At 65.0% G+C, this 12,779-nt stretch carries 11 protein-coding genes and 1 pseudogene; 5 read left to right on the top strand and 7 right to left on the bottom strand.

The features are described from left to right. Positions 1-97 precede the first annotated feature (97 nt). Together ACS8YF_RS02210 and ACS8YF_RS02215 are read left to right on the top strand one after the other, a co-directional pair. Positions 98-294 (top strand): annotated as a pseudogene (locus ACS8YF_RS02210) (acyl-CoA dehydrogenase); the annotation flags it as partial. A 3-nt stretch (positions 295-297) separates the two neighbouring features. Continuing rightward, positions 298-1,536: a CaiB/BaiF CoA transferase family protein gene (locus ACS8YF_RS02215; RefSeq protein WP_440848588.1), complete on the top strand. Its 1,239-nt coding sequence runs from the start codon at positions 298-300 to the stop codon at positions 1,534-1,536. A gap of 329 nt (positions 1,537-1,865) precedes the next feature. Here ACS8YF_RS02215 and ACS8YF_RS02220 read toward each other — a convergent pair whose 3' ends face one another. The 7 genes from ACS8YF_RS02220 to ACS8YF_RS02250 form a co-directional block, all read right to left on the bottom strand. Further along, positions 1,866-2,483, bottom strand: a complete 618-nt coding sequence (locus tag ACS8YF_RS02220) for a LysE family translocator (RefSeq protein WP_440848589.1) — start codon at positions 2,481-2,483, stop codon at positions 1,866-1,868. Between the two features lie 77 nt (positions 2,484-2,560). After that, the gene (locus ACS8YF_RS02225) at positions 2,561-3,625 is read right to left on the bottom strand and encodes an aldo/keto reductase (RefSeq protein ID WP_440848590.1); all 1,065 of its coding nucleotides are present in this window, start codon (positions 3,623-3,625) and stop codon (positions 2,561-2,563) included. Between the two features lie 131 nt (positions 3,626-3,756). Continuing rightward, complete coding sequence (nagA, locus tag ACS8YF_RS02230) at positions 3,757-4,932, bottom strand: N-acetylglucosamine-6-phosphate deacetylase (RefSeq protein ID WP_440848591.1); 1,176 nt, start codon at positions 4,930-4,932, stop codon at positions 3,757-3,759. Then, entirely contained in the window at positions 4,932-5,981 is a 1,050-nt protein-coding gene (locus ACS8YF_RS02235; protein WP_440848592.1) for an SIS domain-containing protein, read from the bottom strand. The genes nagA and ACS8YF_RS02235 overlap by 1 nt, the downstream gene beginning before the upstream one ends. Then, a complete protein-coding gene (locus ACS8YF_RS02240) occupies positions 5,978-6,871 on the bottom strand; it encodes a BadF/BadG/BcrA/BcrD ATPase family protein (protein WP_440848593.1) in 894 nt (297 codons plus the stop codon). The genes ACS8YF_RS02235 and ACS8YF_RS02240 overlap by 4 nt, the downstream gene beginning before the upstream one ends. Then, positions 6,864-8,354 carry a sugar porter family MFS transporter gene (locus tag ACS8YF_RS02245; protein WP_440848694.1) on the bottom strand — a complete coding sequence of 497 codons (1,491 nt, stop codon included), beginning with the start codon at positions 8,352-8,354 and terminating at the stop codon, positions 6,864-6,866. Before ACS8YF_RS02245 ends, ACS8YF_RS02240 begins: the two co-directional genes overlap by 8 nt. Before the next feature lie 30 nt (positions 8,355-8,384). Beyond that, complete coding sequence (locus tag ACS8YF_RS02250) at positions 8,385-9,134, bottom strand: GntR family transcriptional regulator (protein WP_440848594.1); 750 nt, start codon at positions 9,132-9,134, stop codon at positions 8,385-8,387. Between the two features lie 469 nt (positions 9,135-9,603). On the opposite strand from ACS8YF_RS02250, the gene ACS8YF_RS02255 reads away from it, so the two are divergent. From ACS8YF_RS02255 to ACS8YF_RS02265, 3 genes are all read left to right on the top strand, one after another. Beyond that, complete coding sequence (locus ACS8YF_RS02255) at positions 9,604-9,888, top strand: hypothetical protein (RefSeq protein WP_440848595.1); 285 nt, start codon at positions 9,604-9,606, stop codon at positions 9,886-9,888. Between the two features lie 76 nt (positions 9,889-9,964). Further along, positions 9,965-11,119, top strand: a complete 1,155-nt coding sequence (locus ACS8YF_RS02260; protein ID WP_440848596.1) for a porin — start codon at positions 9,965-9,967, stop codon at positions 11,117-11,119. Positions 11,120-11,224: 105 nt separating this feature from the next. Continuing rightward, a complete protein-coding gene (locus ACS8YF_RS02265) occupies positions 11,225-12,712 on the top strand; it encodes a peptide MFS transporter (protein ID WP_440848597.1) in 1,488 nt (495 codons plus the stop codon). Positions 12,713-12,779: the final 67 nt, after the last annotated feature.

A 12,779-nucleotide genomic window follows, 5' to 3' on the forward strand; every position in this document is an offset into this window, starting at 1 on the left:
AGCGCTCTCTGCCCAGGCGCGCCCGCGGCGAGTTCGTCGGTGGTTTCGGGTTGGCCGAGCCCGAGGCCGGCTCCAACCCCGACGGTATGGCCGGCCGCGCGGTGATTGCGCAAAGGCGTTGGATATCGCCCGCAGCGCCCGCGGCATGCACGGCGGAAACGGTACCCTGATCGAGTACGGCATCATGATGCATCCTATGCACAATCCCGAAAGCGGAACACTCATCACGGCACCCACGACGTGCATGCGCTGATTCTCGGCCGGGCCCAGACCGACATCCAGGCAGTCCACTAAACCATGACCGATCAATCATCCCACCGCCCGCTCGCAGGGATTCGCGTGCTCGATCTATCGCGCGTGCTGGCCGGGCCCTGGTGCACGCAGCAACTGGCCGACATGGGCGCCGACGTGGTCAAGATCGAACGCCCGGGCCGCGGCGACGACACCCGCCACTGGGCGCCACCCTGGCTGTACGGCACCGATGAATCGTCTTATTTCCTGTCGGCCAACCGGGGCAAGCATTCCGTCTGCGTGGATTTCTCGCGGCCCGAAGGCCGGGATCTGGTGCGCCGGCTGGCCGCCGATAGCGACGTACTGGTCGAGAATTTCAAGGTCGGCAGGCTGGCCGGATATGGGCTCGATTATCAATCATTGCGCGAGATCAATCCGTCGTTGATCTACTGCTCGGTTTCCGGCTTCGGCCAGACCGGACCGTACGCATCGCGTGCCGGCTACGACTTCCTGATCCAGGCGATGGGCGGGCTGATGAGTGTGACCGGCGAACCCGATGGCGAGCCCATGAAGGCCGGCGTGGCCTTCGCCGACGTCTTCACCGGCCTGTACAGTGCCAACGCCATTCTCGCGGCCCTGCACCAGCGACGCACGACGGGCACGGGCACGCATATCGATATGGCGCTGTTTGATGTCCAGATCGGCGTCATGGCCAATCAGGCGCTGGCCTATCTCACCACGGGGGCAAACCCGCCGCGGCTCGGCAATGCCCACCCCAGCATCGTGCCGTACCAGGTCTTTCCCACCGCCGACGAACCGATGGTGATTGCGGTGGGCAACGATGATCAGTTCGCGCGCCTGTGCGCTGTGCTCGGCGCGGAGGAACTGGCAGAAGACCCGCGCTTTGCAACCAACGCCGAGCGCGTGGCCTGTCGCGATACACTCGTGCCGATTCTGTCCGGGCACTTGCGCACCGCGCCACGCGGCGAATGGCTGAAGCGACTGGAAACCGCGGGCGTGCCGTCAGGGCCGATCAACACGCTCGCGCAGGTCTTTGACGACCCGCAGACTCAAGCCCGGGAGATGCAGATCCAGCGGCGCCATGCCAGCGGTCGCGACGTGTCGCTGGTCGGTAATCCGATCCGGTTCGATGATCAGCGACTCAACGCCGACCGTGCGCCGCCGATCCTCGGCCAGGACACCTTCACGATCCTGCGCGAACGCCTGGCACTGGACGACGCGACACTGACCGACCTGGTGGAGCGGGATGTGATCGCCGGTGCCGACACGACCCAGGGCGCCTGACCGGGCCGGATCGCCGCATCAGCGCGACGCCAGCAGACGGCGCCGAATCCGGGCGCCGCCCAGGCGAGAACACGGACACCATCGCTTATCGCGCCGCTCGTGCGCTCGCCGACAGGCCGCGCCTTGTAGCCGGAGCCGGCGCGAACCCCGGCGGCTCAGACCATGACGCATAGATCCCGATGCATCGCACCATGGACCTGTCCCGGAGCCGCTGCAAAGTAGCACAGGTGATGGCCTGATAGGCCAGGCCGGGCCGGGGGCGCGGCGAACGTGGCGTGGTCGCTCTACGCAAAACAGCGCTTGGCGCGGCCCCGCACGAGGAGGTCTCGCTAGCGCACCAGCGCCAACCGCAGACCCAGCGCCGTGAGCAACGCGCCCATGACCGTATCGATGCCGCGCCGGGCCTTGACGTAGAGCCGCTGTATACGCCCCATAGAAAATGCCAATGCAAGCACGATGAACCAACCGAAGGCCGTGCCGGCCGCCAGCGCGATGGTGGCGCCGTACACCCAGTCCGGTGCGTGAGCCGGCAGAATGGTGGCGAACAAACTACTGAAGAAAACCGCCGACTTCGGATTGGTAATACCGATCAGAAAACCGCGCTTGAACGACCCGTACTTGGTGGCGACACGCATCGGCGCCGTCGCTGCCGGCCCACCGCGCCAGGTCGAAACCAGGATGCGGATACCCAGATACACCAGGAATGCCGCACCGGCCAGCCGCACGCCCTCGTACAGCACGGCAACGCGCGACAACACAAAGGCCAGCCCGGCCACGCTCAACGCGGCCCATAACGTAATCGCCGCCGCGATCCCGCAGGCGATGCGCAGCCCGGAACGCCGATCGGCCAGAGAATGCGACGTGACCGCCACGAAATCCGGCCCCGGGCTGATGCAGCCCAGGAGCAGGACGGTGCCAAGTGTGATGAGTTCCGGAATGAAAGCCATAGTCGACGTCCAGCGGACTTTAGCCAACATTAGCCGGGCCGCAGACCACGAACAAGGCGCGGCTCCGGGCGAGTCGATCAGCGGTTGTTCGACTCGGCCCGTTGCTGGCGGCGTATCGTGCCCTGACGCTCGAGCATCCAGCCCGGATATTCGGCCGGCAGCGCACTGACTTCGTCCAGGCGCGCGAGTTCGGCATCGGACAACTCGACTTCCGTGGCGCCGATATTGTCGTCGAGCTGGTCGGGCCGCTTGGCGCCGATGATCACGCTGCTCACCACCGGCTGATGCAGCAACCAGGCCAGCGCGATGCGGGCCACCGAGACACCCTTGGCGTCGGCGATGTCGCGCATGACATCGATGCAATCGAAGCCGCGCTCGCGATCGACCGGCGGAAAATCGAAGGTCGTGCGGCGGCTGCCGGCTTCGCCGTCGGACTCGCGATCGTACTTGCCGCTGAGCAGACCGCCGGCCAGCGGGCTCCACACCATCAGCCCCAGATTCTCGCTTTCCAGCATCGGCGCCAGCTCGCGCTCCAGATCGCGCCCGGCCAGCGTGTAGTACGCCTGCAGCGATTCGAAGCGGTTCCAGCCCTGGCGTTCGGCGATGCCGAGTGCCTTGACGATCTGCCAGGCGGCCCAGTTGGATACGCCGACATAGCGCACATGGCCTTGCTCGACCAGCGTATGCAGCGCGCGCACGGTTTCCTCGATCGGCGTGGCCGGATCGAAACCATGGATCTGATACAGATCGATATGATCGAGCTGCAGCCGCTTCAGGCTGGCCTTGACGCCTTCCATGATGTGATAGCGCGATGCCCCCTGCGTATTGGCCCGGCTGGCGGCCCGCCCGCTGCTCTGGGTCGGGCCGAACACCTTGGTGGCGACCACCACCTCGTCACGCTGCACGCCGAGATTCTTCAGCGCCTGGCCGGTGATGATCTCCGACTGGCCCTCGGAATAAACATCGGCGGTATCGATGAAGTTGATGCCGGCATCCAGCGCCCGGCCGACCAGTTTTTCGGCATCCGACTGCTGCAGATCGCCGATCTGGCTCCACAGCTCGCCCTGGCCGCCGAAGGTCATGGTGCCGAGACAAAGCTCGGAGACGAACAGGCCGGTGTTGCCCAGTTTGTTGTAACGCATTGCGAACCTCTTGAGAGAAATGGCACAGCGATCACTTCAGTATGCAGCCATCACGCGATTGATGGCCGCTCGATTCGATCTCATCCATGCCTGATCGTCCAAGATTCCGGCAGCCGAAAGCCGCCCTGCGGCTATCCGATGATGCGCCGCTCCGGATCATGCGCCACCTGACCCCGGCATACGGTCAGCCGGACACGAAGCTCGGCATCCAGCACCACCAGATCGGCATCGAAGCCTTCGGCCAGTGATCCCTTGCGATCGGCAACATCCAGATCGTGGGCGGCGTTCGTACTGCTCATCGCGATGGCGTCGGCCAGCTCGCAACCGGTGAAATCGAGCAGATTGCGGAACGCGGCATCAAAGGTGAGCACGCTGCCGGCCAGTGTTCCATTCGCGAGCCGCGCCTGGCCATTGGCGACCGTCACTGCCTGCCCGCCCAGCTCATATTCGCCGTCGCCGAGGCCCTTGGCGCGCATGGCATCGGTGATCGCCATGAGCCGGTCGCGGCCGGCGGCGCGATAGGCGAGCTTCACCATGGCCGGCGTCACATGCAGCCCGTCGGCGATGATCTCGCTGCGCGCGGCCGGATCCGTCAGCAGTGCGCACGCCGCACCCGGTTCGCGGTGGTGCAACCCGTTCATCGCATTGAACAAATGCGTGCCGCGGTTCGCCCCGGCCGCGATCGCGGCCTCGGCCTGCGCCGCGCTGCAACTGGAATGGCCGATCGAGGCGCGCACGCCGTGGCGGCCCAGATGCGCGACGAGCGCTTCGCCGCCAGGTTGTTCCGGCGCCAGCGTGACCACGCGGATACACCCGCCCGCGGCCGCCTGCCAACGATCGAACAGGCTGATATCCGGGGCGATAATGTGATCGACCGGCTGGGCACCGGCCTTGTTGCGATCCACGAACGGGCCTTCCAGATGCACGCCGAGCATCTCGGCGGCGCCGGGCGCTGCTTCGAAATGCGCCGTCACGCCAAGTGCGGCTTCGATCGCGGCCGCCGGCCCGGTCATGGTGGTGGCCAGAAACGCGGTCGTGCCCTCGGCCGGCAGATAGTCCGCGATACGGGCCAGCCCGTCGGCATCGCCGTCCATCACATCGGCACCCATCGCGCCGTGGATATGGGCGTCGATAAAGCCGGGCACGACATGCCAGTCGGCCGGCAGATCGATCGCGGGCGCGTCCGAGTCAGGCGCAGAGATGCGCGTGCCGGCGATGGTGATCGCCTGCGGCTCCGTTGCCCCGCCATGGACCCGAGCCCCGCGCAACTGCCACACGCGCTGATCCTCGTTATCGGATGAACGCATCAATACGTACTCGTGACCTTGCGGACATTGGGCGGCTGATCGGGGTCGTAACCGAGCGCCACCGCCCGGGCCTCCAACGCGCCGTAGCAGTCGAACGCCATCGCGATGGCATCGGTATACACATTACCGGTGGCCGGACGGCTCACGACCGACAGATGCTCGGCCGCGGGCACGCCATCCAGATCCGGGCCGACCAGCGTGACGTTGGCCGCCAGCTCGGCCAGCCGATGCGCGGTGTCGATCAGCCCGGGTCGCGTGGCGTCGTCCAGGCAGATGATGAGCACCGGCGTGCTGCGCCCGACCAGCGTCAGCGGGCCGTGAATGAACTCGGCGGCCGAAAACGCCTCGGCCGGCGTCACGCACACTTCCTTGAACTTGAGCGCGACCTCGCGCGCGATGCCGAGGCTCACCCCGCGCCCGAGCACGAAGCCGGCCGAATCGAAGGCGGCGAGCGCCGATGCATCCAGCGGGGCCTGCTTGTCGCGCCGGTGGGCGAGTGTGGCCGGCAGGCGCTCGAGCGCGGCCTCCAGTTCCTGATCGTCGGCGACCGTGGCCACCAGCCGCGCGGCGGCGGCCAGTGTGCCGAGATAGGTCTTGGTCGCGGCCACGGCCTTCTCGGGCCCCATGGCCAGATCGAGGGTATGGGCCGCCGTGGCGGCAAGCCGGGATTCCGGGTCGTTGGTCAGCGCGAGCGTGAGCGCGCCGGTCGTGTTGGCGGCATCCATCACGGCGTTGATGTCCGAGCCCGCGCCGGACTGCGAGATCGCCATTACCACCGCGCCGGCCAGCATGGGTTTCCGGCCGTAGACGGTGAACAGGCTGGGCGTGATCTCGCCGACCACGCGGCCGGCACCCAGCCCGGCGGCCGCGGCGAAGAACGCCCCGGCGTGCGAAGAACTGCCGCGGGCCGTGACCCACCAGGGCGCATTCGGGCGCGCGGCCAGATCGGCGGCGATCGCCATGATCGCGTCGCGATTGGCGGCCCATTGATCGGCCAGACGCTCGGGGGTTTCGCGCATCTCGCGCCGCATGAGAGTGGTCGAGCTCATGAACCGGTCTCCGGTGAAGGGGTGAAAGCATGACGGGCCATCAGCGCGGCCCCGTGCGCGCCGTCGTGAACGGGCCGCGTGGATCGCGCCTGCAGATCGGCATCGAGCCGCGGCGCGATGATCGCGGCCAGGCCGCCGGTGAGTGCCAGCAGGAGATCGCGACGCTCACCGATGAGCGCGCGCGCCACCGCCGACACATGCCGCCCGGCCGCCTCGAGCAATGCCTCCGCGCTGGCCTCGCCCCGGTCCGCCAGCTCCACCACGGCGCGTGCGTAGCCGGCGAAATCGCCTGCCTGCGCGCTACATGCCCAGCCGGCGAGCGCGCCGGGATCGTGGTCAAAATCGGCCAGCAGCCGATCGGCCAACGCGTCGCGTGGGCGACGCTTGTCGGCGGCGGCCAGCGCATGGCCGACCGCCTCCATGCCAAGCCAGGCGCCGGAACCACGATCGTCGTGCGGAAATCCCCAGCCCCCGGCGCGCGCCGTGGCCTCGCCGTCGCGACAGAAACCGACCACCCCGGTACCGACCGACACGATCGCGCCGTTGCCACCGTCGTGCGCGCCGGCACAGGCGATATGCGCATCCGAGACCACCTCGAGTGCGCCGCAGGCGGGTGCTGCGGCCACGAAGGCGCGATACGCCGGCGCGATCTCGGTGCCGGCGATGCCGACGACCACGCTCGCCGCAAGCAGATCGAGGCCGGCCAGCGCATCGATGGCGCGGATCGTCTCGACAATGGTCGCCCAGCTCGTATCGGCGCGCCCGTTGAGGGTGGCAGCGGCGCCGTTGGCGGTGCCCAGTACCTGCCCCGCGGCGTCGAGCGCGACGACCCGCGTCTTGCTCGCGCCACCGTCGACGCCGATGAACACGCGCAGCTCGCGATCAGCCATGCGCTTCTCCCAGGAAATGGGTTTCGATCTCTTCCAGTTTGCGCCCCTTGGTCTCCGGCAAGGGGAAGATCGCCACCAGCATGTAGACGAATACCGCGATTGCGAGCAGTCCGAAGGCCCCGGCATAGCCGGCCACCGAGACGATATCCATGAACACCGCGGCCAGGATCGCCGACATCAGCGAATTGGCGAACAGCGCCACCGCCATGCCCTTGGCGCGGATCGCCAGCGGCAGCACTTCGGAAATCGCCAGCCAAACCACGATACCCGGGCCGATGGCAAAGAAGATGACGAAACCGATCAGCCCGGCCAGTGTGGCATAGCCCTGGAACGCGGAGGCCGTAGTCAGCAAATGGATGAGCGCCATGAACGCCAGCGCCACGGTCGCCCCGGCCGTGCCCAGGATGAGCAGCGGGCGCCGGCCGACACGATCGATCAGCATCAGGCCGATGATGGTGACCACGAAATTGGTCAGCCCGACCGTCACGCTGCCGAGCACCGCGGTCGCGCCGCCGGACAGGCCCGACTGATCGAGGATCACGGTATTGAACTGCAGCAGGGTGTTGATACCCGTGAGCTGGTTGAGCAGACCGATCGCCAGGGCCAGAAAGAAAGCGCGACGATAGCCCGGCGCCAACAACAGGGACCAGCGCGCGGCCACGCCTTCTTCATCGGTCTGCGCGGCCAGTTCGTTGAATGTGGATTCGGTCTCGTCGGCACTGTGCGTGCGGGCGAGCGCGGCGCGCGCTTCGCTCGGCCGGCCTTTCTTGATCAGCCAGCGCGGCGATTTCGGCAGCGCGAGGCCGAGCAACACGAAGGCCACGGCCGGCGCCAGCGCGGTGATGAACATGGCCCGCCAGTCGCCACTGGCATTGAAGAAATAACCGACCAGATAACCGGCCAGAATGCCGAAGGTCAGAAACAGCTGGAACAGCGTCACGCTGCGCCCGCGCACCGCCGGCGGCATGACCTCGACCAGATACAGCGGCACCACGATGGTTACCAGACCCACGCCGATGCCCTGGATCAACCGGCCGCCGAGCGCGCCGGCATAGCCGGCCGCCATGGCGGTCACGATCACGCCGATCGCGAATACCACGCCCGAGATCAGCAGCGTGGCCTTGCGCCCGATCGCGTCGGCGATCGGCCCGCCGATGAGGGTGGCCAGCGAACCGCCGCCGAGCACCGCCGCCACGATCAATGACATTTCCGAGCCCGACAGCGACAGCGCGCCCTTCATGAACACCAGCGCGCCGGCGATGATGCCGATGTCGTAGCCGTACAAAATGCCGCCGAGCGCGGCGATGGCGATCGCCAGCCAGGCCATGGCCGGCAGGCGTGCCGGCGAGAATGATTCCTGTGTCGTTACCGTCATGTGGCTCTCCTCCGAGAACGAAGCGTCGCCGCTTCGGTTGGTGTCCGCGTTCTGTTGTGACGCGGTGTTCGCAGCCGCCGGGCCGCAACGCCCGACGCCGATGACAATCCGCCGCCCGCCGCGAGTGCGTCCGTCCGTTCAACCGGATGCCGGGCGCCGATGCAGCTCGACCATGAAGTCGTAGTAATGGGTACGGCAGTAGCTCACGCTCAGTTCGGCCGGCGAGCCATCGGCCAGATAGCTCGACCGGGTGACCTCAAGCAGCGCCTCGCCTTCGGGCACCGACACCAGTGCCGCGGTTTCGGCGTCGGCGTTGACCGCCGTGATGTGCTGCAACGCCCGCATGATCGGCCGGCCCAGATCCTCGAGCGTCTTGTACAGCGACGTCTCGACCGCTTCCGGTTCGGGCAAAACCGCCTCGGGCAGACAACTTTCCTCCACCGCCATGACCACATCGTCAGCCAGGCGGAGACGTTTCAGCCGCGCGACACGCGCGTTGCTGTGCAATCCCAGGCGAAACGCTTCTTCGCTGGTCGGCGAATCGATCCGCCGCGACAACCAGCGCGAGCTCGGCGTGAAGCCGCGCTGGGTCAGCAGTTCCGTGAAACTGGCGAGCCGGGTCAGCGGCTCGTTGAACCGCGGGGCGATGAATGTGCCCGAGCCGTGCGTGCGTCGGATCAAGCCGCGCTGCGCCAACTGTTCGAGCGCCTTGCGCGCGGTGATGCGCGAAATATGGAGCACATCGGCCAGCGCCCGCTCGGATGGCAGCGCCTCGCCCGCCTGCCAGCGGCCCGCCTCGATCGCGTCGCCGAGTTGCCGCGCGAGCTGGTGATACAGCGGCGTCGCGATACCGGCATCGAGCATGATTCGGGAAAGGCGAGGATCCATGGCGCGTATTCCAGGCAACGGTTACACACCAATATAAGCCCTATCGAATACCAGTAAAATACCAATTGGTCTTATTCTGGATTGTAGAGGACGCCGGAAAGACAAGCCGATAGACGCCATGCAGCGCCAATCGACGGGCCCGCCAGGGCCTGTTGTCGCATGGGCGGGTTTGCCGCGGCCCGAATAGACAAACGCTGTCTTGCCCCGGACCAACGGTCGGCGCGGGCCCGTATGTGATCGCTACAGACGCCGCGGCATCGCCGATCTCAATGCATTCCTCCACGCAGCAAGCCAGCCAACCGCCCCGACGCGGCTCGGATTCGCATCACGCCCACATCCATGCATTATGCATTTTTCAAATATGACCAGATAGATATCACTTATTTCTACTAAAGCAGTAGATAAAAATATTGCCTATCTCAATCCGATTGTATAATCCATATTCCACGATGACTTTGGGGTATATTTCATGCAAAAAAAGATACTAAAAATTCTTACAATCGCCATTTTTTTCTGTATACCGATTACTTTTTTTGGTTGTGAAAAATACGATGCCGTGACGGCGCCGCCGGTCAATCCGCCTCTCTATCTGGAGATCGGCAAGCAGACCTCACCGCTGTTCGGCCCCGGAGGATTTACACAGGCACGCAAATCGCAGTCTAAGTCTTCAAAAACATATGGTAACGGGAAAGAAGCGGGCCGGCCCAATTCGCCTAAAAGCGAGTCAGCGGCTTCGGTATCGCCGGGTCCGTAAGCCCGGTATCCGGTCACACGAGAGACCGGTGGCAACGGGCTCGGAGGCCCCGAGTAACATGGGGGATATGACAATAATGAAGATTATCGTAAAGTTTACTTTCCTTAGCACTTTTAATTTAATACTGCTGGCACAGTCGGCAAGTGCGTTCACACTCTACAGCTCGCCGGAAAACCGGCTGATCTTCAGCGGCCGGCTGAGCGCCTACAGTCGTTTCGGCAAAGACACGGATCACGACGACCACATACCGCACAATGCCGGCAGCCGCGCTCGCGTGATTGTGGAACACAATCTCGTAGACGGCTGGACTGCCGTCGGCATGAGCAGCTGGGGCTTCGACCCTTTCTTCAAGGATGGCGACGACCATCATTTCAAGCGCCAGCAATATGTCGGACTGACCAACGACCGTTACGGCACGCTATTGCTCGGCAAACAATATTCGCTGTTCTATTCCATGGTCGGTATCTTCACCGATTACTTCTGGATCAACGGCACGGCCGCCCAGGGCAGTTTCAACGGCGAAGGCGACAGCAGTTTCGATGGCACTGGGCGGCCGGCGCGCTCGGTGTCCTACCGCGACCGCCTCGGCAACTGGTCGATCGGCCTGCTGTATCAGACCAGCCGCGACCAGCGTTATCAGACGCGCATCCTGCATTACGGCACGGTCGACGGTCAGCGCGTGGTAACCGGCTTCGACCACGAGACATTTGGCGCATGGCGAAAGAACACGATCCAGGGCGGCATCCAGTGGCATGCCAGCGATGACCTGACGTTCGGCGCCGTCTACAGCCACAGCAACATCGAGCGCTACCGGAACAACACCGCCCACGATGCCAACATCAACGCCGGTCTTGTCGGCGTGAGCTGGCAGCCCGGCAACTGGTACTTCGGCGCGGATGCCGGCGAATACCGCAACCTGGTTAGCAAGAGCGAGTTCGCCGGCTACAGCGGCGCCGGCCCCGCCAAAAAGGCGCGCGGCTACGAATGCATTGCGCAGTACAACTTCAAGCATCTGGCGCCTGGCACGATTCAGCTGTACGGCGGATTGAATCGACTGGACGACGCGAACAGCGACGCCCGCAACGTCAGCTACATCGCTGGCGCGGCCTGGCTACTCTTTAACGAGAACCTGATCCTCGCGGTGGAGCAGGACTTCGATGACTCAAAAAACGTCGACGGCCATGCCGTGGGGCACAACAACACGTCGGTACTCGCCCGATACAACTTCTGACCCACTGGCCGATGAGGCACGCGTATGCGGCTGACTCCTATGCCCGCCCAACGCATCGCGCGCCCAAAGCCCGCTATCCCTCACGCCCAAAGGAGACCGAACCCCATGCAGTCGAATGAGCCGAAGCCAGCCGCAGGCAGCCCGAAACAGGCATTCGCCGTATTGTTCCTGATCGAGATGTGGGAACGCTTCGGCTATTACGGCATGGGCGCCTTGATGGTGCTGTTCATGACCACGCAACTCGGTTTCGCGGACCAGCGCGCCGAGCTGATCTGGGGCGCGTTCGTCGCCATGATCTACGCCATGCCGATGATCGGCGGCTATGTCGGCGACCAGATACTGGGCACGCGGCGCACCATGACCTACGGCGCCATCGTACTGATGCTCGGATACATCCTGCTGGCCATCCCGTCGACCCGGACCTTCTATATCTCGATGGGGGTCATCGCCATCGGCAACGGTCTGTTCAAGGTCAATCCCAACAACCTCCTCTCTAGGCTGTACGAGGGCGACGAGGCGAAACTCGATTCAGCGTTTACCACCTATTACATGTCGATCAACATCGGCTCGATGATCTCTATCGCGATCACACCGCTCGTGGCGCATGTGTACGGCTGGCATCTGGCCTTCGGCATCAGCGCGATCGGCCTGGCGGCGGGACTGATCAACTACGCATTCATGCGCCGCAAGCTCCAGCCTTACGGTTCGGCACCAGACTTCGAGAAGCTCAGGTTCGGGCGGCTGGCGCTGGTGATCGCCGGCACGATCGTCATCGCCTACCTGCTATCGCTGGTGGTTCAGTACACGGCGCTCGCGCAGGCGATAATGGCCGTGTTCGGCGTAGCCGCGCTCGGCGTGTTCGCTTATCTGATGATCCGCGTGCCCGAGGAACGCAATCATCTGGCGGCCTGCCTGGTTCTGTTCGCGGTGGTCATCGTGTTCTTCGTCTACTACCAGCAGATGAGCACGTCGCTGACCCTGTTCGCTAAACGCAACGTGGCCCATCACTTGCTGGGCATCCCGGTACTGCCCGCCCAGTTCCAGGACCTCAACCCGATATGGATCGTGATCCTCAGCCCACTGGTGGCCTGGTTCTACAACCATATGGGCAAGAACCGGGGCGATTTCAATATCGCGACGAAGTATGCATTCGGCCTGTTCCTGTCCAGCGGCGCGTTCTTCGTGTTCGCCGCCAGCGGGCTGAATGCCGCCCACGGCACGGTATCGGCATGGTGGATGGTTGCCGGCTATGGCCTGCAGTCTCTGGCCGAACTGATCATCAGCGGTCTCGGGCTGGCGATGGTGGCGCGCCTGGTGCCCAAGCGCCTGCGCGGTTTCATGATGGGGGCCTATTTCCTGGCCACGGCCGTGGCCCAGTATCTGGGCGGCGTGGTCGCCGGTATCGCCTCCGTGCCCGAGGGTGTGACCGATCCCGTGCAATCCCTGCCACTGTATATCCATCTGTTCGTAAAACTCGGCATCGCCGCCCTGGTCGCCGCGCTCGTCGTCTCCTGCTTCGTGCCCTGGCTGAAACGTCTGGTCGACGGGCCGACCCCAACGGGCCAATCGTCGGCGAGCGCTGACCCAGCATGACGCCGGCCGCACCACCGCGCAGCCTGCCGAAGCCACGGCTGGCTGCGCGCCCAAACCGCGTGCCCAT

This window comes from Salinisphaera sp. SWV1 (assembly GCF_052044155.1).
Taxonomy (GTDB): domain Bacteria; phylum Pseudomonadota; class Gammaproteobacteria; order Nevskiales; family Salinisphaeraceae; genus Salinisphaera.